Annotated in this window: 17 protein-coding genes; 12 read left to right on the forward strand and 5 right to left on the reverse strand. The window is 55.7% G+C overall.

The genetic code is table 11. The features are described 5' to 3' along the window. Positions 1-132: 132 nt before the first annotated feature. Entirely contained in the window at positions 133-819 is a 687-nt protein-coding gene (locus ABDW13_RS11830) for a pirin family protein (protein WP_343552749.1), read from the reverse strand. Between the two features lie 179 nt (positions 820-998). Here ABDW13_RS11830 and ABDW13_RS11835 point away from each other — a divergent pair, with 179 nt between their 5' ends. After that, on the forward strand, positions 999-1562 hold the full coding sequence (locus tag ABDW13_RS11835) for a TetR/AcrR family transcriptional regulator (RefSeq protein WP_343552750.1): 564 nt from the start codon (positions 999-1001) through the stop codon (positions 1560-1562). Between the two features lie 2 nt (positions 1563-1564). On the opposite strand, the gene ABDW13_RS11840 is transcribed toward ABDW13_RS11835, so the two are convergent. The 4 genes from ABDW13_RS11840 to ABDW13_RS11855 form a co-directional block, all read right to left on the reverse strand. Further along, complete coding sequence (locus ABDW13_RS11840; RefSeq protein ID WP_343552751.1) at positions 1565-2146, reverse strand: TetR/AcrR family transcriptional regulator; 582 nt, start codon at positions 2144-2146, stop codon at positions 1565-1567. Positions 2147-2295: 149 nt separating this feature from the next. Continuing rightward, the gene (locus ABDW13_RS11845; protein ID WP_343552752.1) at positions 2296-3711 is read right to left on the reverse strand and encodes a TolC family protein; all 1416 of its coding nucleotides are present in this window, start codon (positions 3709-3711) and stop codon (positions 2296-2298) included. A 1-nt stretch (position 3712) separates the two neighbouring features. Continuing rightward, positions 3713-6865 (reverse strand): efflux RND transporter permease subunit, encoded by a 3153-nt coding sequence (locus tag ABDW13_RS11850; RefSeq protein ID WP_343552753.1) that lies wholly within the window; start codon positions 6863-6865, stop codon positions 3713-3715. A gap of 2 nt (positions 6866-6867) precedes the next feature. Further along, positions 6868-7998: an efflux RND transporter periplasmic adaptor subunit gene (locus tag ABDW13_RS11855; RefSeq protein WP_343552754.1), complete on the reverse strand. Its 1131-nt coding sequence runs from the start codon at positions 7996-7998 to the stop codon at positions 6868-6870. A 945-nt stretch (positions 7999-8943) separates the two neighbouring features. Between ABDW13_RS11855 and tssI the strand changes: the two genes are divergently transcribed. The 11 genes from tssI to tagF are packed head-to-tail and all read left to right on the forward strand — an operon-like array spanning position 8944 to position 23528. Continuing rightward, a complete protein-coding gene (tssI, locus tag ABDW13_RS11860) occupies positions 8944-11244 on the forward strand; it encodes a type VI secretion system tip protein TssI/VgrG (RefSeq protein ID WP_343552755.1) in 2301 nt (766 codons plus the stop codon). Beyond that, entirely contained in the window at positions 11244-13583 is a 2340-nt protein-coding gene (locus tag ABDW13_RS11865) for a pentapeptide repeat-containing protein (RefSeq protein ID WP_343552756.1), read from the forward strand. The genes tssI and ABDW13_RS11865 overlap by 1 nt, the downstream gene beginning before the upstream one ends. Then, a complete protein-coding gene (locus ABDW13_RS11870) occupies positions 13580-14665 on the forward strand; it encodes a pentapeptide repeat-containing protein (RefSeq protein ID WP_343552757.1) in 1086 nt (361 codons plus the stop codon). The genes ABDW13_RS11865 and ABDW13_RS11870 overlap by 4 nt, the downstream gene beginning before the upstream one ends. Then, positions 14652-15260 carry a DUF3540 domain-containing protein gene (locus ABDW13_RS11875; RefSeq protein WP_343552758.1) on the forward strand — a complete coding sequence of 203 codons (609 nt, stop codon included), beginning with the start codon at positions 14652-14654 and terminating at the stop codon, positions 15258-15260. Before ABDW13_RS11870 ends, ABDW13_RS11875 begins: the two co-directional genes overlap by 14 nt. Positions 15261-15271: 11 nt before the next feature. Continuing rightward, positions 15272-15652: a DUF4150 domain-containing protein gene (locus ABDW13_RS11880; RefSeq protein WP_343552759.1), complete on the forward strand. Its 381-nt coding sequence runs from the start codon at positions 15272-15274 to the stop codon at positions 15650-15652. Positions 15653-15675: 23 nt separating this feature from the next. Next, positions 15676-16173, forward strand: coding sequence for an SH3 domain-containing protein (locus tag ABDW13_RS11885; RefSeq protein WP_343552760.1), 498 nt, complete (start codon positions 15676-15678; stop codon positions 16171-16173). Beyond that, a complete protein-coding gene (tssJ, locus tag ABDW13_RS11890) occupies positions 16173-16658 on the forward strand; it encodes a type VI secretion system lipoprotein TssJ (RefSeq protein ID WP_343552811.1) in 486 nt (161 codons plus the stop codon). The genes ABDW13_RS11885 and tssJ overlap by 1 nt, the downstream gene beginning before the upstream one ends. Positions 16659-16676: 18 nt before the next feature. Beyond that, a complete protein-coding gene (gene tssK, locus ABDW13_RS11895) occupies positions 16677-18020 on the forward strand; it encodes a type VI secretion system baseplate subunit TssK (protein ID WP_343552761.1) in 1344 nt (447 codons plus the stop codon). Between the two features lie 21 nt (positions 18021-18041). Then, a complete protein-coding gene (locus ABDW13_RS11900; protein ID WP_343552812.1) occupies positions 18042-19265 on the forward strand; it encodes a DotU family type VI secretion system protein in 1224 nt (407 codons plus the stop codon). 22 nt (positions 19266-19287) lie between these two features. Next, positions 19288-22860 (forward strand): type VI secretion system membrane subunit TssM, encoded by a 3573-nt coding sequence (tssM, locus tag ABDW13_RS11905; protein ID WP_343552762.1) that lies wholly within the window; start codon positions 19288-19290, stop codon positions 22858-22860. After that, positions 22857-23528 carry a type VI secretion system-associated protein TagF gene (gene tagF / locus ABDW13_RS11910; RefSeq protein ID WP_343552763.1) on the forward strand — a complete coding sequence of 224 codons (672 nt, stop codon included), beginning with the start codon at positions 22857-22859 and terminating at the stop codon, positions 23526-23528. Before tssM ends, tagF begins: the two co-directional genes overlap by 4 nt. Positions 23529-23534: the final 6 nt, after the last annotated feature.

Consider the following 23534-nt stretch of genomic DNA (forward strand, 5'->3'; position numbering starts at 1 on the left):
AATAATGGCAATGGCGCCCAGCTTCGTGCTTCCCACCCGGCGACCAAGACACTATCCCCGGGCGGTAAAGAAAAAGCCGAAACGCTATGCGTTCCGGCATGTCTGAGGCTTAACTGACGAGCATTACGCCATTTATGGTGACCGATTTATCCCGTCCTTTACCAGAAATGCTACCAAGAGCGCATCGCGTTCGCCACTGATTGCCGGCAGCGGCGCCGCATCACTGACAGAATCGCCCTGTTGCAGCCGCTCATTCTCGATACGCACAATGCCATCCAACACGCTTATCCACGTCGAAAATCCGGCGCGCTGCGGCGTTACCACCTTCACACCACGCTGAAGTTTAAGATCATAGACATACACCGCCTGGCGCAGCCTTAACGGCGCATCACTTTCTGCTGGCCCTGCCAGTAGCGTCCAGCTATTTACCGCACTTTCCGCATCGCGCGTAAAGCTATTAACCTGCGGTTCGCCGCCTAGCTCAGTAGGTTGAATGTAAGCTTGCAGCATTTCAGTGGCGACAAAAGGCGCAGACTCCGCATAGCGTAATCCTTCACCCGCGCTGATGCTCATCACGCGCCGCGCATTGAGTGCCTGCTGCTCACCATTTTCGCGAGTATGCAGCAACGATCCTCGCCAAACGTAGTTGAAAATTTCACAATTTTGCCGCGTCTGCTGTGGAATGCTGGCATCCACTTGTAATGACATTTGGTCGATAATAGCCAGTGGACCAAACGCTTCACCCGGACGCTGACGACGAATGCTAAAGGGGCCATATTCAAACACCTGGTCACGATCGGCACGCAGAATGTTCATCATGAAAGTCCTCAATAATGTTTCGATAGCAACCATCATAAAGGCGTAAAAGTGTGTGAACAGAGTGGTAATCTGTTCGCTTAAATCAGTTTTTTTGAATGATGATTAAATAACGTAATAATCAGTACGCGTTAGGGGAATTTTTGCGTAAAATATCCTCTTTGTCCTGTGAGCTAAATAATATGAATCGAAGTGAACAAATACTTGCCGCCGCCGAACAATGCATGCGACTAAAAGGTTTCCATCAGACTTCGGTTCAAAACATCGCTCAGCAGGCCGATGTCAGCATTGGTTTGATTTATAAATATTACAAAAATAAAGAAGCGATCATTGAAGCGTTGGTGACCAATGTGGTTCAACGCATGATTACGCTGTTAAATGCTGACTTTGAGCGCATTGCGCATATGGACGTTCACTACCATCAAGCCGAAGACATTGTGCCCGTCGAAGTAGAAAGCAGCATTATTCTGCTTATGGAAGTGTCATCGGAAGCCACGCGTAACCAACGTATTCAGCAAATCATGAAGGATGCGTGGCAAGAATTAAAAAATAACTTTATTACGCAAGAACAACAACGTCATCCTGAACAAGATGCCAACGCGATTCACACCCGTTTATATGTGATGTCGCTGATTATCGATGGCATCATTATTCGTCGCTGCATGAAACAAGCAGATATTTCACCCGACTTTATGCCTTTTTTTAATGCGATGGTTAATGATGTTTACCCACATGCACCAGCATAAAATTATCCAAAAAGATGCTGACTAAGAATACGGTTTACGCGCTGTAATTCCTGCTGTTCAAGATCGTTATCAGCAAAAGCACGACAGGCTACGCCATCGACTAATAGCAATAAAAATTGGATGCGATTGCTGCGTTGCGTAGCGCTGCTGGCTGGCGATTTTATGGCAAATGCCTGATCCAGCTCTTCACGCAGTAATTGTTCTTGCTGTGCCAGAATTTCACGCACTTGTTGATCGCGTGCAGCCTCCGAATAGGTTTCCAGTAATAGCCGTCGATCCTGAATCGGCCAATGCTGCCAAAAAACCGAATCCGCATCGATAATATCTTGGGTTGATATTTGCAACGGTAAATGTTCTAACAAAAATAGACGCCAATTCTGCGCAATACTTTTAATGGTTTCAGTGACGATTTGCTCTTTACTGCTGAAATAACGGTATATCTGCCCTGCTCCCAAGGCTGATTCCCGGCTAATGTCGGCCATGCTGGCACCATGAAAACCAGAGCGGCTAAAACACATTTTTGCTGCCGATATGATTAACTGCTGGCGCTGATGAATAAATTCATCCTGCTCGGTCTGGCTCACATTAGCTCCGAAATAAACAATGATGTCCCACTATTTTTATATCAACATCATACGTGATGAGCTACGCGCATAACACTCTGACTGTGTTTCGAATATTTACCACCATCATCGGCCGCTGTAAGGTCGCCATTAATGGCGACCCATGATGATTACTCTGCTTTAATATCCGACTCCTGCAACGCGGTACCGCCGCCCATCACCTTATAGAACGTGATCAAATTCAGGTAATAGGCTTGCTGCGTACTCACCAAACTGGTTCTGGCGCTATACAACGTACGCTGGGCAGTTAGGGCATTGAGATAAGTATCGACGCCGTTGCGATAGCGCAGATCCGCCAGACGATAATAGGTTTGCGATGCCGCGACATTACTGCGTTGGCTGCTGAGTTGGTCATTGATGGTGCCACGTCGTGCCAACGCATCCGCCACTTCCCGGAAGGCAGTTTGTACCGCCTTCTCATACGCCGCCACGTAATACTCTTTCTGCGCTTTGGTGTATTTCAGGTAGGCAACGTTATAGCCACCTTTGAAAATCGGCAGCGAAATGCTCGGCGCAAATGACCAAATTCCAGCACCATTCTTGAATAGCGTCGATAAATCGGCGCTGCCCACGCCGCCGCTGGCAGTGAGCGAAATGCTGGGGAAGAAATTGGCGCGCGCCGCACCAATACTGGCGTTAGCAGATTTAAGATTGTGCTCGGCTCGCAACACATCAGGACGATTCAGCAACGCATCCGACGATACACCGGCAGGCACCTCGTGCAGCGCGTTGCCAATCGATTCGATGCGGGTCGGCAGCAGATTATCCGGCACGCTGCGCCCCACCACTAAATCCAGCGCGTTTTTATCTTGCGCCACCAGCGTGGTGTAGCTAGCAACGTCGGCCTGCGCAGATTGATAGGTGGTTTCCGCCGACGAGACATCCACCATCGAAGCGATGCCATTTTCCATCTGCTTGCGCGTCACTTGCCACGAATCTTGCGCGCTGGCAGCGGTCTCCTGGGCAATGGCTAAATTGCTGCGATCGGCGGCCAGTTGCAGCCAGTAATTCACCGTGTTGTACAGCACCGTAAGGCGCGTGCTGCGTGCGCCCTCCAGGGTGCCGAGATAGGTTTCATACTGTTCGCGCGTCAGGCTCTGATTTTTGCCAAACAGATCAAGTTCAAACGAGCTGACGCTGCCCTCCGCCGAGTAGCTGTTGATGATGGCCGTTTGGTTGCCTGTGCCGGTTAACGCGCGTGAACGGCTACCGCTGACGCCCGCGCTAACAGTTGGCAACAGATTGGCTCGCTCCTCGCCGTATTGCGCATGGGCAGATTTCACACTCGCTACCGCTTCCCGCAAATCGCGGCTGCTATCCAGCGCCATCGCCACTACCTGACGCAGTTGCGCGTCCAGCACATAATTCTGCCAGCTCAGGTCGCGATAGTTCGCCGCTTGGGAATTTTGTAGTGGTTTTAAGGCTTCCACGCTCACCGCACCTTGCGGGCGCTCATAATGCGGATCGAGTGAAACACAGCCCGCCAGCAGCGCGGGGATAAAGATCATTAAAAGTTTGGCAGACATGTTATTCCCCCGCCTGAACGTCAGAACGCGCTTCGTCATGCGGTATCGCCGGGAACATGCGGCGCACCAGAATAAAGAACAGCGGTACAAAGAAGATGGCCAGCAAAGTGGCAGTTAGCGTGCCGCCGATGATGCCGGTACCAATCGCGATACGGCTATTGGCACCCGCGCCGGTGGAGATCGCTAGCGGCAGTACACCGGCGGTAAACGCCAGCGAGGTCATAATGATCGGACGCAAACGCATCGACGCTGCGTGTGTCGCCGCCTTGACCAGATTTTCCCCTTTGCGGTAATTCTCTTCAGCGAACTCGACGATCAGAATGGCGTTCTTCGCCGCCAAACCAATAATCGTCAGCAAAGCCACCTGGAAGTAAACGTCGTTTTCCAGCCCGCGCAGGCTGATCGCCAGCAACGAACCAATCACGCCCAGCGGCACCACCATCATCACCGAGAACGGGACTGACCAGCTTTCATACAGCGCGGCGAGGCACAGGAACACCACAATCAGCGAGATGCCATACAGCGACATCGCCTGGTTGCCGGAGAGTTTTTCCTGATACGACAAGCCGCTCCACGCGAACGTGGTGCCGGCTGGCAGTTTGGCGGCGAGCTTTTCCATCGCACTTATCGCGTCGCCCGAGCTCTTACCTGCGGCAGCCGAACCTTGAATTTCGTAGGAAGCCAGGCCGTTATAGCGCGACAACACATCCGGGCCGTACGCCCATTCAGACGAAGCAAACGAGGAGAACGGCACCATGGTGGTGTTGCTGCTGCTATCGGTGCCGCGCACAAACCATTGATCAATATCATCCGGTTTGCTGCGGAACTGTTGATCGCCCTGCATATAGACCTTTTTCACGCGACCACGATCGGTGAAGTCATTGATGTAGCTGCCGCCGATAGCGGCACTCAAGGTGTCGTTAATGTCGCTGATGGTCAGGCCGAGTGATTGGGCTTTTTCATCGTCGATATTGACCTGCAACTGCGGCAGATCCGGCAAGGTGTTGGCACGTACCGCGATTAAAACCGGATCCTGGTTGGCTGCAGCAATCAGCTGATTACGCATTTGCAGCAGCTGATCGCGGCTGGTGGCGCCGCGCCCTTGCAACTCAAAGGTAAAGCCATTCGATTGCCCCAAGCCAGAAACTGACGGCGGCGACAACACGAAAATCTGCGCATCACGAATGCTGGCGAGATTGGCCATTGCACGCCCGGCAATCGCATCGGCACTGTTTTCGCTGCCTTTACGCTCGCTCCAGTTCTTCAGCGAGATGAAGCCAATCCCGGCGTTTTGGCCACTACCGGCAAAGCTGAAGCCGTTAACCAGCATGCTGACATTAACGTTGGCTTTCTCTTTGGTGGCGAAATATTCCTGCACCTGGCGACGCACTTCGCTGGTGCGGTTTTCCGTGGCGCCCGGTGCCAGCTGATATTGCACCATGATGTAACCCTGATCTTCAGTCGGCAGAAAGCCGGTGGGCAAACGCAGATACATCACCGCGCAGCCCGCTAGCAACACCGCATACAGCAGCAGATAACGCACCGAACTGTGCACCACATGACCGACACCGTTGTGATAACGCGCCTGCACGCGCTGATAACTGCGGTTGAACCAGCCGAAGAAACCTTGGTTGCCGCTGTCGGCGTTATGCGGTTTAAGCAACGTGGCACACAGCGCGGGCGTGAGCGTTAATGCCACGATCACTGACAACACCATCGATGAAACAATGGTTATAGAGAATTGACGGTAGATAACGCCGGTCGAGCCGCTAAAGAAGGTCATCGGCAGGAACACCGCCGACAGCACCAACGCGATGCCAATCAGCGCGCCAGTGATCTCTTTCATCGATTTCTCGGTGGCTGCGCGCGGCGGCAAATGCTCTTCGCGCATCACACGCTCTACGTTCTCCACCACCACAATCGCATCATCCACCAGCAAACCGATGGCGAGTACCATGCCGAACATGGTCAAGGTATTGATCGAGTAACCAAACAGCGACAGCACGCCAAAGGTACCCAACAGTACCACCGGCACGGCAATCGCCGGGATCAGCGTGGTTCGGATGTTTTGCAAGAACACAAACATCACGATCACCACCAAAATCACCGCTTCGATCAGCGTTTTCACCACCTCTTCAATCGATATTTTGACGAAATCGGTGCTATCGAGTGGATAGGCAATTTCATAGCCCGCGGGCATGCTGCTGCGGAACTCATCAATAGTCGATTTGATCTGTTCTGCGGTAGAGAGCGCATTGGCACCAGACGCCAACTGCACCGCGATACCGGAAGCCGGATGTCCGTTCGCTAGCACGTTGGCGCTGTAATCCTCATCGCCCATCTCGACGCGCGCCACATCGCTAAGATGCACCACCGAACCGTCGGTTTGGCTTTTCAGTACGATATTGCGGAACTGTTCTGGCGTTTGCAGGCGCGAGCGTGAGCGTACCGTCGCCACTAATTGCTGCTCTTTGCTGGCCGGTTGCGCGCCTAATTGCCCGGACGAGACCTGGGTGTTTTGACTCTCTAGCGCGGTGGTGACATCAGATGGCATCAATGAATAGGAGGCCAATTTGGTCGGATCGAGCCAAATGCGCATCGCGTATTCCGCACCAAACACCTGCACGCTACCCACGCCCGGCACGCGCGCCAGCGTATCTTCCATGTTGCTGACCATGTAATCGGCGACATCGGCAGACGTGCTTTTGTTGGTTTTGTCGTACAGCGCGAGGATCAGCAGGAAGTCACTTTGCGCCTTCTCAACCGTGACACCTTGCGAGGTCACCGAAGTCGGCAAGCGGCTCTCCGCCTGTTGCACTTTGTTCTGCACCTGCACCTGGGCAATGTCGGGATCGGTGCCTTGCTGGAAGGTGACGTTAATCTTCACCTGGCCGGTTGAGGCGGTGCTGGTGGAGTCGAAATAAAGTAAACCGTCTAAGCCGGTGAGTTGCTGCTCAATCACCTGCGTGACGCTGCTCTCCAGCGTTTCGGCAGATGCACCGGTGTAAGTCGCCTGAATGCTGATTTGCGGCGGCGCGACATCGGGATATTGCGCGATTGGCAGGCTATTAATGCTGAGGATGCCAAACATCATAATGCAGATGGCGATTACCCAAGCAAACACCGGACGGCGTATAAAGAACTGAGCCAACATGGTTATTCGCCTCCGCTGTTTGCGGTGACTTCAACGGCTTTCACTGCCATGCCCGCCTGCACTTTGGCTGTCCCTTCGACAATCAGTTTGTCGCCGCTGCTCAAGCCGTTGGTGATCAGCCAACTGCTGCCGATGACCCGATCGGCAGTAACCGTGCGACTGGCAACTTTGCCGTCTTTATCCACCACCAAGGCGTTGGCATTGCCTTTGACATCACGCGTAATGCCTTGCTGAGGTGCCAGAATCGCATCAGCCTTCACACCGTTGGTGACGCTGGCGCGCACGTACATGCCCGGCAGCAATTGGTGTTGCGGATTGGGGAAGATAGCCCGCAAGGTCACGGTGCCGGTGGCTTCATCAACCGCCACTTCAGTCAGCTCCAGTTTGCCGGGCTGATCGTAAGTGCTGCCGTCCCCCAGTTTCACCGTCACGGGCACTTCGCTGTTTTGCTGCAACGAGGCTTGCTGTCGCTTGAGTTTCAGCAACTGCACGCTGGATTGAGTGAGATCGACGTAAATCGGATCGAGCGCGCGAATGGTGGCTAACGCGGTGGTTTGCGCCGAAGTGACTAGAGCGCCCGGCGTCACCGAGGAGATGCCAATGCGACCCGCAATCGGCGCTTTGATTTTGGTGTAATTGAGATTGATGCGCGCGCTTTCGACCGCGGCGCGATATTGGTCCACCGAGGCGACGTTCTGTTGATAAGTCGCCAGTGCATCATCGGCATCCTGGCGTGATACGCCGTTTTCTTTCACCAGCGCACTGTAACGCTGCGATTTCAGTTGGCTGCTTTTGACCAAGGCCTGCGCGTTTTTCAGCTGCGCCAGCGCTTGATCGTAACTGGCTTGGTAGCTCGCCGGATCGATTTGATACAGCACTTGTCCGGCGCTGACTTCATCACCTTCAGTGAACAAGCGCTTTTGGATGATGCCGTCAACTTGCGGACGCACTTCAGACACCATACTGCCCACCACGCGGCCAGAAAGCTGGCTATCAAGCGTGACGGATTGCGTGTGCAGCGTTTTCACGCCGACTTCGTTAGGCATAGTGCTGGCTGGCTGAGTGCTGTTTTGGTCGCAGGCGGCAATCAACATCACCACGCTGGCGATAACGCTGCGTTGAAAATTCTTCATGAATAACCTTGTAGTGAACGTTCATTCTCAGCGCAAAAGTCTATCAAACCGTCGATGGGCACGTATGTCAGGAAAATGAAAAGATGGATCGGCGAGGTTTATTCGTTTGCCCATCAACACACAGCACGATTTTGTAGGGTCGCCATTCATGGTGACCTGCAGTTTCAGATGCACGTTCATTGGTCACCATAAATGGCAACCCTACGAATGATTGGCCAGCCTGTTGATGATTGCGCGTTGCTGTAAGGTCGCCATTTAGGGTGCCCCTTGTGACTCCTGCACAGAAAAAATTGGCGCTGACTGCCCTTTTGTACTGCAATTGGAAACATGAAATTTATTAATGCAGAGAATGAAAGATCATCAGGTTACATTTTTACCGCAGATATCGTTGCCTTAGCTTGAAATTACAACATTAATAAAAGCTAATTTGCGTTATGCAGCCATTTAACCCTACAATTAATTCTGAAAACTTTGGGAAAGATGATTTTCAATAAATAACCTACAGGAAAGATTACCCAAGGTATTTTACCTACCATTGATCATTACCAGTGGCTATATTCCTGCGCGACACCTTCTTCCAGCCATAACTATTCCCTATATTAAAAATTTATTATTCCCGTAAAGAGAAAGAAATATATTCAACTCCACTTTACGCCAGGCCAATTAATCCGCGGCATCTGCATAAATCATCTCAAACCATTCCCCTTTCACAAAAATGTCATAATATCGTTAAGGAATCGTTTAGGATGTTTCTTATCTTCACAGGGTCCAGTAAATATTATAAAAATGCTCACGTTATAAAAATTTATCCCACATCAGGTTCGCCAATATCCGCTGATATTCGCGCGCCACGGCTTTTTATTGCCGAATGAATATAGGCAGCAAAAATTAAAAAAAATTGCTGCCCGTGCGGTAGCTATGCCGAAATAAAAACAAAGGGCAATTATGGATCGTGTCGTCGTTGCGCATTCACCTCTGACTGAAACGCTATTTTTCAAGAGCATGACCGGTCATGAGGCGTTGTCATGTTGCTATCAATACAACATAGAATTAACCAGCAAAGACAACAGCATAGCGTTACCTGACTTACTGGGAAAACCCTTAACATTGGTGCTGCAACCGCGTCCCGGCGTCATTCGCTACCTGAGCGGCATCATCACCCGCATGGCGTTTCTCGGCCATGAGAAACACCGTGAAGAATATTATACTTATCGTGCGGAGGTCAGACCTGAATTATGGTATCTGACGCAAAACCACGGTTTTCGTATTTGGCAAAATAAAACTGTTACTCAGATCATAGAAATGGTCCTGAATGAGAATGGCATTCTTTTCGAAAACAAACTCACCGGCACATATCGTAATTGGGAATATTGCGTCCAATATCAGGAGAGCAGTTACGATTTCATTCAGCGCATGATGGAACATGAAGGTATCTATTTTTATTTCACTCATGAAATGGATAAACAGACGCTGATTTTAGCTGACGCCCCTTCTGCCCATCAGCCCTTCCCCGGTTATGATTGCATTGAATATCACCAGGCGGCCGCAGGCGGATATGTCAATGACGAGAGCATTAATATCTGGCAATCGACAGCCGCCATTTCCCCCAGTCTTTATCAACATGACGATTACAATTATCTGGAAAGCAACGCTGATCTTTCCGCAAATGGTCAAGTTGCCGAATCCCACGCCGAAAAAACCGCCACGCAACGCGAATGGCCGGGACAATATCAACAACAAGGCGACGGCCAAAGCTACGTCACGGTACGCCAGCAAGAATTAGCCGCCCGCCAGTTAGCGTCTGACGGCGTGGGTGATGCGTTTGGATTAGCGCCAGGCTACCAATTCACGCTGAATAAAGCGCCACGCGACGCCGATGAAGGCCAGTCATTTCTGGTTACCGCGGTCGATTATCAGTTGGTGGAAAACAGCTACGTCAGTAACGACGAAGATTTCACCCGCCACCGCTTCTGCTTCCAGGTTATCCCCGCCACCGTCAACTGGCGTCCACCGCGCGCTACCCGTTGGCCACGCACCAGCGGACCGCAAACCGCCGTGGTGATTAACGCACCCGACGCCAGCAAAGGCGACAAAAGCGTGGTGGCGACCGACGATCATGGCCGCGTGCGCGTTAAATTCCTGTGGTTCAAGCCCGATAATGAACAGGATCTCTACTCTTGCTGGTTGCGCGTCGCCAGCGGTTGGGCCGGCAGCCAGCAAGGTTATTATCAAATCCCGCGCGTTGGCGAAGAAGTGGTGGTCGATTTCATCAACGGCGATCCGCACATGCCGGTGATCACCGGCCGGGTATTTAACAACCTGCAAACCCAGCCGGTTGGCGAGAGTTTGCTGACCATTGGCAGCGAAAGCGATGTGGCCGACAGCGACACCATCACCGCTGAAGTGGCCGAAGCATGGTCGTGGTCGAAAAGTGGTTTCTGGTCACGTTCCGTCGGCAACAGCGATGCCAGCAACGGCAACTTCATCTCGTTTGAAGATTTGGCTGACGAGGAGTCGCTGGATATTCACGCGCAGAAAGATCTCAATATTTCCGCCAATAACGCCATCAAAATTTATGCCGGTAAAGATGGCGATGGCGCACTAAAAATCTGGGCGCCGGGCAAAGTGACGTTGCACAGCAACGACACCGTTTCCACCAGCGCGCCCACCACCTATCACACCTCGCGCGGCAGCTATTACACCGTGACGGGCGCCAACTTCACCACCACTGGCATCGGTTTAACCATCAACGGCGTCAACGGCACGGTCAATGCGGTCAGTAACGTCGCCGCCAGCAGCACCGACTTTGCCGTTAAAGGCATCAGCATGGATTACACCTACCTCAAACGCAGTAAAACGCAGGTGGAGTACAAAGCCGATTTGCAACGCTTCGAGCAGGTGCCGTTTTACAACCTGCGCATCGGTTTGATGTCGATTCAGAGTGGCGCGACCGGCGTGACTGGCGATAACAGCGGCATCAAACAGAAGATTCAGGATCTCAAAGATGAGATGAACACCCGCAAGGAAATCAAAGACGAAGCCGACGCCAAGAAGAAAACCGAGTGGGAAGAGAAACAAGGCGAGAAAAACACCGCCAAACGCGACGCGCGCAATAACGAAAACAATCAGCAAGATCAAAACCCGGCCAATAACCAGAACCAACAGCAAGATGCACCGAATCAAAACCAGAACGACAATCCGCTGGATGACAGCGAACTCACGCATAACCCGTGGGCGGATTCATAATGCAGATCATCAAACCGACCCGGCTCAGCCTGCTGTCGCGACCTTACCGCTGGCAGCAGCAAAACCAATTGGGCGTAGCGGCGATGACGCTGCTGGATATGTCCGACACGCCCGTGCTGCATGATGAGCAGTTGCTGTGGCAGCGCGTACGCGAAGAGGTGCAATCACCGGACGGCATCTTTGACCTGGCGTTGCCGAAAGCCTGCGCCGAGTTTCTCGCCAGCGGTTTCGGCTACCGAAAATATCTAACCGATGAACACGGCTGCGCACTGTCGATTCAGGTTGGCGAGTTACGCAAACAACAGCGTCTGGAAATTGCGCCGCACAACAACGCACAACCCGCCGCGTTCCATGCGCTGGATTTTAATCATGCCGATCGCCAGGCGTTGATGGGTAAAAATTACGACGACAACTGGCTGAAAAACGATTATCCCGGCTTCGCGCGCGACACCGACTGGCGCGTGTTCAACCAGGCTCCCGCCGATCAATGGTGGCCGCAACGCGATGCGATGCCTGCGGGCGCGATGTGGCGCATTGAGCATATGCATCCCGAGCATGCGCTGCTGCAAGGCAAGTTACCCAAGTGGCAAGTACGTGCCTTTATCACTCGCCAGCGCCACCATGAGACGTTATTTGAAGAGATAGCGATGCGCGCCACCACCGTGCACTTTTTGCCGCATTGCCAGCAGATGCTACTGATTTGGCACGGCAATATCGCCATCAATGAAGATGACGCTAGCGATGTGTTGTCGCTGCTGGCAGCGCTGGAAGTGGCGGGTCAGCCGCAGACGCTGGCACATTATCAGCATATCCAGCAATTGCGCACGGAAGGACCCGACGCGAGTTTGCGTGCGTTGCGCGACGACGATTTGATTGCCGCAGCAATCCTTGCGCATGCACCGAACAATAATCCGCCCGCCGCTCGCCAGCCGCTGGTGGAAAATCTCGCGCGCTGGGAGCAGCAGCAACGCCAGCAGTTCGATCGCCCGGCGTTGCAAAAAGGTGCCCCGCTGCCCGCGGCTAACGGCCTCGATGATTTCCAGATTGAACACGATGTAGCCGCGCAGTTTGCGCGTCACGAAGTGGCAGCAGAAAAGAATTATCAGCAGATGATGGCGCGTTATCGTCAGGAGCAACAGCGCAATGCCACAGACGAGCTGGATCGCACTGACGGCGCGACGCATTACCAGCAGCAGCGCGCCGAGTTACAGGCCAATCCGCATCTGCATGCCACGAACGATGCCAGCCTGGCGCGCAGTGAGCAGGCGCTATTAGATGGCTATCGCCAGACGGCGCAGCACCTACACGCGCCGCGCCGCCTCAGTCTCGAGGAATCCGCGCGCCAGCGTCAGCAGCTGTTGGCCTGCATGGCTGGCGACAAAGATGCGCGCGGATTGGACTTCACCGCCGCTGATTTGTCGGGCCTCGATTTGCGCGGCATCGACTTGGAAAATGCCCTGCTCGACAGCACCGATTTCAGCCATTGCCAGTTGGATGGTGCCGATCTGCGCGGCGCGGTGCTGGTCCGTGCTGAATTCCACCACAGCAGCCTCACGCATTGCCTGTTCGATGGCGCGAATTTAGCACTGGCGCAAGGCTGGCACAGCGATTTCAGCGACAGCAGCTTCGATGAAGTGGAATGCGAAAACATCCAGCTGGAGCATTGTCGCTTTCAGCGCGCGCTGCTGAGCAATCTGTTTATCCAGCAGGCGAGCATTCAGCATTGCGACTTCAGCCACGCACAGCTTGAACGCTGTGACTGGATGGATCTCGCGCTCTCGGCACTGGAGTTCACCCAGGCGCACATCGCCAACTGCAACCTGATTCGCTGCCAACTCAAACAGGTCAATTTCAGCCAGATTCGCGCTCAAGGGTTGTCGTTGGTGACCTGCGAAGCGGCAGCAATCAATTTTGACGATGCCCAGCTCAAGCAGTGCATGTTCGTTTCCGACACACAGCTGGCGCACGCCCGCTTCCGCCGCGCCGCGCTGACCGAATGCAATTTGCGTGATGCGCAGCTGCAACACGCCTGCTTCGACCAGGCGCAGCTGGAAAACAGCGATTTCAGCGCGGCCGATTGCCGCCACGCCAGCCTGCAAGGCATGCGCACCCGCGATAGCCGCTTTGTGCGCACTCGCTTTGACGGCGCGCAACTCAACGGCAGCTTGCTGCTGGGTGCCGACCTGCAAAAGAGCCAGCTGATTGGTTGCGATCTCAGCGACTGCAATCTATTCCGCGCCGATATGTCGCAAACCCTGCACGATAGCAGCACTTGCTTTGATGGCGCGCTCACCGACGGCATGAAAACTTTGCCGCAGCGTCAGGAGCCGCGCGTATGACGCCGCAACAAATGCAACACGCCATCAAACATGGCGAGATTTTGCAGGGATTCGTCGCGGAAGATCGCGACTTCAGCGGCCTGGATCTGTCCGGCGGCAGTTTTATCGCCATGGATTTGGTCGGCGCGGATTTTCGCGGCTGCAACCTGCATGAAACCCAATTCAACGAATGCCTGCTGGTCGGTGCGCAGTTTGCCGACGCGCAGTTGCAGGAAACGCTGTTCAACCAATCAAACATGACCGGCGTGCAGTTCCATGGCTGCACCCTCACCGATTGCCTGTTTAACGCCTGCCAACTGGCGGAAAGTGATTTCAGCGAAACGGTGCAGATTAACAGCCAATTCAATCAGGGCGATCTCAGTGACAGCGCGTTTCTGCTGGCCTCGCTCCACCAATGCGGTTTTCTCGCGGTGATGCTCGATCAGGCGTTGCTGCGCCATATCAGCGCCGAACAATGCACATGGATGAATGTTGATCTGCGCCGTTGCGATCTGCACAGCAGCCGCTTCTCGCTCAGTACGTTTTACCAGTGCGATCTGCGCGGTGGCGATTATCGCGAGCAGTGTTTTGAGCGCTGCCAGTTCACTGAAAGTCAGCTGGAGCAAGCCAGCTTCCAGCGCGCCAATCTGCAACAGAGCAACTTTAGCCAGCTCAGTCTGCGCGGCGTGGATTTTCGTGGCGCGCGGCTCACTCAGGCGCTATTTAGCGGCAGCGATCTCAGCGATTGTCGTTGCCAGCAGGCGCAATTTAATCAGGCGATGTTCCCTCATGCCACGCTGGATCAGGTGGATTTCACTCAGTGCCAATTGCAGCGCAGCGTGCTGCATCACGCCAGCGCGCGTGGCGCGATTTTCCAGCAGGCGGCGTTGCATTACGCCGATTTTTCCTGGGCCATGCTGGATGAGGCCGATTTACGCGACGCACAGTTTTGCGCCACCCGCCTGCATCGCGCCAGTCAGCACCATACGCAGTTCAGCCAGCGCGATGGCCTCATCGAACAGGATGATGCGCTGTTTGCCGCCGAAGCCTGGCAGCCGCAACCCCGCTCAACACCGCAAGAGGATCACCATGAATCACGCTGAAAAAACCGTGGCGCTGCCGCTGGAATTGCCGCTTCAAGCCGAAGGTCAGGTGGTTGGGCTGGAGCCAGATGGCTCGGTGCAGGTGGTCAGCCACGGTCGCCGCTGGCACTGCCCGCGCGCCGCTAGCTGTTTACTGACGCCGCAGCTACACGACCAGGTTTTGCTGTGTCGCGCCACCGATCAAATGTGGCTGCTGGCGATATTGGTGCGCGCCGAACCGCAGCAGGCGGCGCAATTGCATTGCGAGGGCGATCTCACCATCAGCGCCAGCCGCAACCTTAATCTGCACAGTCCGACTTTGCAGCTCAACGCCGAACGCGGTGACTGCGACATCAAACAGCTGAACTATCGCGGTGAATCCGCCTCGGTATGGATCTCGCTGAGCCGCCTGTTTGGCAAACGCTGCGAAAGCGTATGGGAGAGCGTCAGCCAAATCAGCCAACGCCTGTTGCGCCGTACGCACGATATCGAGCAGGTGCGCGCCGGGCAGTTAGATATCAAAACCAGCCAGCTTACCCGTTTGCATGCGCCGACCACTTTTATCAGCAGCAAAACGCTGACGCGCATCGACGGCAAACAGATTCACATGGGTTAAGGAGCAGCAGCATGTTTGCAAATTGTCAGTGTGGCGGCAGCGATCAGGCGATTGCCGATGTGTGCAAAACCCCGGCTCCGGTGACATTCGTCAATCTGGCGCTCGGCAATACCGCGCTGCCCACCGCCAGCACCATTCTGTTTGCTGGCATGCCGGCGCACAACCTCGCCACCATCACGCCGATCACTCAGGGCGATGAAGCGGGCGTGCTGGGCGGCGTGGTTTCCAACACCTTTATGGGCATGTCGCGTCATCTCACCGGCTGCAACTCGCTGCTATTGCAAGGTATGCCCGCCACGCGCATGACCAGCGTGACGCAACAAAATGTGGCGAATGCGCCGGGCGTGCGCATTACGCCAAGTCAAACCCTGATTTCGCTGCTGGCAATCTAACTTTCTGGAATGATTGAGAAAAAATGAAAAACACTAACAAACTGATCTCTCTCGCCATGTTATTTGCATTGGGGATCACCGCCGGTTGCCATCAGGCACCGATTATCACCGCCGACACGCTGGAAACCAGTGAAGTCAACGGTGTGAAGCTGGTGCATATGCACATCATTCAGCCGCCGCAAAGTTTCACCGCCGTCAACCAATCCTATCGCGCGCTCTACCCGGTTTCTCTGATTAACCGTCCTGATTACGGTGGCATGCGTATGGGCACCTTAACCGCCGGTCAACCGTTGCAGGTGCTGGGCGCAGTCGAAAATAACTGGCTGGCGGTGGCGACCGAAGATGACGGCAAACTTAGCGGTTATATCCCGTTGAGTTCCGCCGTGCCGGAAGATCGTTACGACGCGACGTTGAAAGCGCAAGCCGCGCAACCGCGCCGCGCCCAGCAGCAATGTATTGGTCTCGGCGCAGGCGACAAAGCCTGCCGCAAAGGCCGTTCCTCAACCTGGATTATTCAGTGATGCGCCGCCAGCTGCTGTGCGCCGGGTTGGCGTTGATGCTCGCGGGCTGCGCATCCTCGCCGCCGCAACCGGCCAGTTGGCAATTGGCGTTGAACAGCACGCCAGACGCCAACAACGGCGCGCCGCTCAAGGTGCGGGTGTTTGTGCTGCGCTCGGATGCCAATTTCATGTCGTCAGATTTCTACTCGCTGCAAAACAACGCTTCAGCGGTATTGGGCAGCGATGTGATCGACAGCCAGCAACGCTTTCTCACGCCGCAGCAGCCGCAGCAAATGCTGAATGGTTCGCCGAATCCTGAAGCCCGTTACCTCGGCGTGGTGGCGGAATATGCCGCCATCAATGGCAAAAGCTGGCGCGTTTCGGTGCCACTCCCTGCGCCGAGCGCAACGCATTTCTATCAGTTCTGGCGATCGGGGCCCGATGCGCTTAACGGGCGCATCAGCGTCACGGCCACCGGGCTGCATCCCGCAGCGAATAACGATTAAACAGTTGAGGAAGGCGCTATGCACACCGCAGACAAAGTGATTTGGAGCGAAGGGATGTTTTTGCGTCCGCACCATTTCCAACAATCGGAACGTTGGCTGGAAGCTTACAGCCGCAGCTGGGGCAAGTTGCAATGTGCGTGGCACTGGGGATTTATGACGCTGGCGTTTGATCAGGGCTTATTGCGTCAGGGCAAACTGGCGATTGCCAGCGCCAGCGGTATGTTCCCCGACGGCACGCCGTTCACCATCAGCGGTGCCAGCAATGCCCCGCCGCCGCTGGAATTACACGATGTACAGGAGCCGATCACCGTGGTGCTGGCATTGCCGGAACAGCGTCAGGGGCAAACCGAAGTGATTTTTAGCGACAGCAACGATTCGCTGGCGCGCTACCTCAGTGAAGATCGCGAAGTGGACGATCTCAACGCCTCTTCAGTGGGCCGTGCGCCGATGCAGTTTGGTCGCCTGCGTTTATGCCTGATGCCGCAGTCAGAATTGAATGCCGAATGGACCGCAATCGGCGTGGCGCGCATCAAAGGCAGCGGCAACGATCGCGCGCTGCAACTCGACAGCGATTACATTCCGCCGCTGCTAAACGGTCACGTTTCACCGGTCATCAGCGCCTTTCTCAACGATATGCACGGTTTGCTGCAACAGCGCAGCGAGCAGATGGGCGCGCGCTTGCAACAGGCCGGTCGCGGCGGCAATAGCGAGATGATCGATTTCATGCTGCTGACGTTGATTAACCGCCACATCGGCCAGGTGGCGCACAGCCGCCGTTTGCCGCAGCTGCATCCCGAGCGCTTATTTAGCGAATGGTTACAGTTCGCCACCGAACTGGCGAGCTGGTCGCCGTCGCGCCGCCCCAACGATCAACTGCCGGTGTATGACCACGACAATCTCTATCTCAGTTTCAGCCGTTTGATGATTCAACTGCGCCAAAGCCTGTCGCTGGTGATGGAGGAGAACGCGCTGCAACTGACCTTAACCGAACGTTCGCACGGGCTGTATGTCGCCACGGTGTCAGATGTCAGTTTAATCCGCGATTACGGCTTTGTGCTGGCGGTGCGCGCCGATCTGCCGAGCGAAGTGTTGCTAACTCACTTCCCGGCGCAGATGAAAATCGCGCCGGTGACGCGCATCCGCGATTTGGTGCAACTGCAACTGCCCGGCATCGGTTTACGTGTGATGCCCGCCGCGCCGCGCCAGATTCCGTGGCACGCCAACTATGTCTATTTCGAGCTGGAGCGCAGTGGCGAGCTATGGCAGCAGATGGCGAAAGCCGAAGCCTTTGCGCTGCATCTGGCCGGGGAATTTCCGGGGCTCGACCTGCAACTTTGGGCACTGCGCCACGCGCGCAGCTAATCACGGAGAGCGTCCAACATGATGCAGCCGCAATCGCTACCTGCCGAACTGATCGCCACCACCGAATATGAAAATCCATTGGTGGCACGCGCCAATCCGCTGATCAACGCCATCGCGCAACTGCGCCATTCGGTAGCGCATGACAATCCCGAAGGGCTGCGTCAGCAGTTGATCGATCTGGTGCGCCATTTTGAAGTGGCTTGCCAGCAAGCGCAGTTGCCGTATGAAACCATCGTCGGCGCACGCTATTGCCTGTGCACCTCGCTGGATGAAGCGGCGGCCTTAACGCCGTGGGGCAACCGCCATGTTTGGCCGCGCAGCGGCTTGCTGGTGACCTTTCATAACGAAACCTGGGGCGGCGAGAAGTTTTTTCAGCTGCTGGCGCGACTGTCGCAGCATCCGCAGCAAAACATCCTGTTGCTGGAGTTGATGAACGCCTGCCTGCTGCTGGGGTTTGAAGGCCGCTATCGCATCATGGAAAACGGGCGTAGCCAATTGGAGACGCTGAAGTTGCGCCTGTTGCAGATGATCCGTTCGGTGCGCGGTGCCTATCCTGCCCCGCTGTCGCCGCAACCGCTGGATGAGCCAGTGCAACAAACATTGTGGCGACCGCTGATTCCGCTGTGGAGTTTTGCCGCATTGCTGGCACTGCTGGGCTGCGCGGTGTTTATCGCGCTCAATTGGCGACTGAATCATTTCACCGCGCCGGTGCTCTCCGCCATCTATCAAACCGAGGTGCCGAAAGTTGATATCGCACGCCCGGCGGCACCCGCCGCACCGGCGCTCGATCTGCGTCACTTCCTCGCACCTGAAATCGCCGAAGGGTTGGTGACGGTGCGCGATGAAGCCACCCGCAGCGTGGTGTTGCTGCGCGGCGACGGTTTATTTGATTCCGCCGCCACCACCATTCACGAACGTTATCGCCCGGTAATTCGTCGCATTGCGCAGGCGATGGACAACGTTAACGGCCAGATTCGCGTTAGCGGCTACACCGACAACCTGCCAATCCGCAGCGCGCGCTTTAGCTCCAACTACGCCTTGTCGCTGGCGCGTGCGCAATCGGTGCAGACGATGCTGGCGCAGGATCTGCAACAGCCGCAACGCATTTTGGTGGAAGGTCGCGGCGAGAGTAATCCGCTGGCCCCGAACGATTCAGATGCCAATCGTGCGCGCAATCGTCGGGTGGAGATCACCCTGTTGGTGGCGCCGAAACAGACGCAAGCCGAACTCAACAGCGTGCATTGAGCCGTAAGCAAAAGGAACCGCCATGATTCGCACCGTTTTCTCGTTCGCGACCAGCCGCCTGATGTGGAGCGGCCTCGGCATCACCGCGTTGTGTTTGTTGATTTGGACCGTTGGCCCGTTAGTGGCGATTGGAGATTATCGCCCGCTGGAGTCGGCGCTATATCGCTACATCGCCATCGGCGTGCTGTATGCGCTATGGATCAGTTATCGCCTGGTGCCGCGCCTGTGGCGGCGCTGGCAGAACCGGCGCATGGTGCAGAAACTGGCACCGCAGCCAGAACCTGACCAAGAGATGCCGCAGGAACATCCGCTGGCGGAACGCTTCAACGAAGCGGTTCACCTGCTGCGCCAGGCGCGTTTCAACCGCCCGGAAAGCCGCCGCTGGCCGCGCTGGATGCAGCGCTTCAGCCGCCAATATCTCTATCAACTGCCGTGGTACATGCTGATTGGCGCGCCGGGTGCTGGCAAAACCACCGCGCTGGCGAATTCCGGTCTGCACTTCCCGCTGGCAGCGCAGTTTGGTCAAACCGCGCTGCGCGGCATTGGCGGCACGCGTCACTGCGATTGGTGGTTTACCGATGAGGCGATTCTGCTGGATACCGCCGGGCGCTATACCACGCAAGAGAGCGATCGTCAGCAGGACGCGCAAGAGTGGCGCAGCTTTATGGCGCTGCTGAAAAAGTTTCGCCCGCGTCAGCCGGTGAATGGCGCAATCATCACCATCAGCATTGGCGATTTGCTCAGCGAATCGGAACAAGCGCGCCACCAGCAAGCCAGCGCGCTGCGTAAACGTTTATTAGAGTTGCGCGATCAACTGGCGATCCCGTTCCCGGTCTACGTGTTAGTCACCAAAGCCGATCTGCTTAAAGGCTTCACCACCAGCTTTGGCGCGATGAGTAAGGCGGAGCGCGATCAAATCTGGGGCTTCACCTGGCCGTGGAGCGATCAGCAATTGGCGGTCAACAGCGAGTTTGATCGCCAGTTTGATCGCCTGCATCAGCGCCTCGATGCCGGTTTGGCTGATTTGATGATCAACGAGCACGACAGCGTCAAGCGCGCGGAAATGTATCTGTTTCCGCAAGAGTTCCAGGCCATCAAGCCGCTGCTGCAACACTATCTGGATGTGCTGTTTGCCACCTCGGGCTATGAAGAGAAGTTGATTCCGCGCGGCGTCTACTTCACCAGCGGCACCCAGGAAGGTTTACCGTTTGATCGCGTGATGGGCCAGATGAGCCGTGCTTTGGGTTTACCCGCGCTCAGCGCCAACCAGGACGCCGCCGGTAAAGGACAGAGTTTCTTCTTGCAGCAAATGCTCACCGAGGTGGTGTTTAAAGAAGCGGGCTTAGCGGGCATCAATCGCTGGTGGGCCTATCGCAACCGTCTGGTGCATCTGGTTGCCTATGGCGTGCTGGCCTTGCTGCTGCTGGTGGCGCTGATCGCCGCGTTCACCAGCTATTACCACAATCGCGACTATCTGGCTGAAGTGCAGCAGCGCGTGCCCGCGGTGGAAAAACAGAGCAAAGCGTTGTCGCCGCTTAATGGCGAAAACCTGTTTGCCCAGTTGCCGTTCCTCAACAATTTGGCTGGTTTACCCAATAGCGACGCGTTGCCGGATTTACAACACCCGCCGCTGAGCTGGCGCGCGGGCATGTATCGCGGTGAAGAGGTTTCTACCGCCTCAGATTCCCTTTATCAGCGGGCGTTAGAGCAAATGTTGTTGCCGGTGATTGCGCGCAACATTACTGATTGGCTGCGCAGCGACAACGGCAGCGACGTCGATTACAGCTATGAAGCGCTGAAAGCCTATCAAATGCTCTACCTGCCGCAGCACTACGACGGCAAATTCCTGCATGCCTGGGTGATGCTGAATGTGCAGCGGACCCAAGGTGCCAACTCGCCACAGGCACAGTTGAAAGCGCTGGATTATCACCTCGGCCAGTTGCTGGATAACAAAATCAATGCATCGCCATTCGAACGTGATGAACCCTTGGTGGTACGCCAGATTGAGATGGTCAACCGCTCGCCGCTGTCAACGCGCGTGTACGGTCGTCTGAAACGTCTGCTGATCCCGCGCGTTAATCCCGGCGTCAGTTTGATCTCGCTCAGTGGCCCGCAAACCGAGTTGGTGTTTAGCCGCAAAAGTGGCGTACCGCTCACCACCGCCATTCCCGGCTTCTTTACCCCCGCCGGATATTGGGGGCCGTTCAATCACAACATCAAAAATGTCGCCGACAGCTTGTTGCAGGAAGACCGCTGGGTGCTGACGCGCCGCGAAAGTGCCGACGAACAAAATACGCTGGTCGATACCGTGCGCCGCCTGTATCTCGACGACTACATTCGTCAATGGAATGGCTTGTTGCAGGACATTCAACTGGTGCCGATTGGCAGTCTGGATGCGCGCATCAGCACCGCGCGCCTGCTGTCGGGCCGTACTTCACCGCTGCGCCAGTTGATGATCAATATCGGCCGCAATCTGACGCTGACGCCGCCGGAAGAGGAGAAGAAAAAGGATCAACCTTCCCTGCTCGAGCGCAGCACCCATTACGTCAACAACAATGCTACTGCCACCTTGCAGGCGCTGTTCCGTGCGCGCAAAGCGGCGGAAAGCGGCAACATTGAAGCGCCAGAGCAGCGCGTGATGGCCGAATTCGCCAACATCATCGAGCAGTCGCAAACTGCCGACAAGAACGACAACGGCATTCCGTTCGATGCGCAGTTGAAAGATATCGACGATCTCTACAGCTATTTGACTGCGGTACAAGATGCCAGCAACAGCGGCATGCAGCCGCCGGATGCCAGCATCATTTCACGCATGCAGGCCGATGCCGGACGCCAGCCGGAGCCGTTCCGTACCCTGTTGCAGGAGCTGGCGGTCGGTGCCAGCAGCGACACGCAAAAGCGCGATATGAGCAACATGCAAAAACGCGCCAGCGTCGAAGTCGGCAGCTTTTGTCGCAGCGCGATTGCCGGGCGTTATCCGCTGAATCGCGCCTCTGGCACCGACATCACGCCCGACGATCTGGCGCGCATGTATGCGCCGGGCAGCGGCCTGATGGACAGCTTCTTCCGCGACAATCTCGCCAGCAAAGTCGATACCACCCACAGCAGTTGGCGCTATGCGCCGGGCGTCGATGGCAAAACCTTGCCCGGTGGCACACAACTGCTGCGCCCGTTCCAGCAGGCGCAAAGCATCCGTGAAGCGCTATTTGCTAACGGATCGTCAACCCCCGCTTACCGCCTGACGCTGACGCCAGTCAGCATGGATAACAGCATTCTGACGCTGACGCTGGATGTCGATGGGCAGCTGCTGCGTTACAGCCACGGCCCGCAAACTCCGCAGGTGGTGAACTGGCCGGGCAGCGGCAATACCCAGCAAGTGCGCATGCAAATTGGTTTGACCGACGGCACCAGCAACACGCTGAACACCAGCGGCCCGTGGGCGCTGAATCGTCTGTTCGACAAAGCCCGTTTGAGTCCAGGTAGCGGCCAAAGCCAGCGCGCCACCTTCTCGCTCGGCGGTCATCAGGTGGTGCTGGCGTACACACCGAACAGCGTGCGCAACCCGTTACAACTGCCGAATGTGAGTTGCCCATGAATAATCACGCGCCATTGGGCTGGTACGGAAAATTGCCCGGCAGCGGCGATTTCATGCGGCGTCGTTTACCGACGCTGGTGGTGGATAACTGGGCGCGCTGGTTTCACCACAGCTTGCCACGCCTGGCGCAACAAACGCCTGCCGGACGCGCGCCGGTGTGGAATTTCATCATTCCCGCCACGCTCGGCGTGCCGCAGATTCAGATGGGCTGCTTGTTGCCAACACGCGATCGCGTCGGTCGTCAATATCCATTGTGCGCCATGCAACTGTTTGCCCCGGCGCAATGGCACGCCATGCAGCTGCACACCGCGGGCGATTGGTATTACCAACTGGGTAAAACGCTGACGCTGGCGGTGCAAAACCGTTACAGCGGCGATCAGTTTGATCACGCGCTTAACGCCTTGCCGGCGCAAGCAGCGCGCCCGCCACAGTCGGATGTGTTTGATGTGATTGGCTATCAGGACACGCCGTGCAATCTCAACTGGCCGCAGGTGGTGAACTACTTCGACCCCGCGCAATACAGCAGTTTCTGGTGGAGCAACCAGAGCGACGGCAGCGCCTTCTACAGCCATTCGCACAGCGGCAACTTCACCACGCAGTTGTTCCTGCGTTTGTTTAATCCGCCCCACGCCAGCCGCGGCGAACCGCCGTTGTTTGGTCAGCCTTGATGGTGA

It is taken from the genome of Pantoea sp., assembly GCF_039594315.1.
In the GTDB taxonomy this organism is placed as follows: Bacteria; Pseudomonadota; Gammaproteobacteria; order Enterobacterales; family Enterobacteriaceae; genus Pantoea.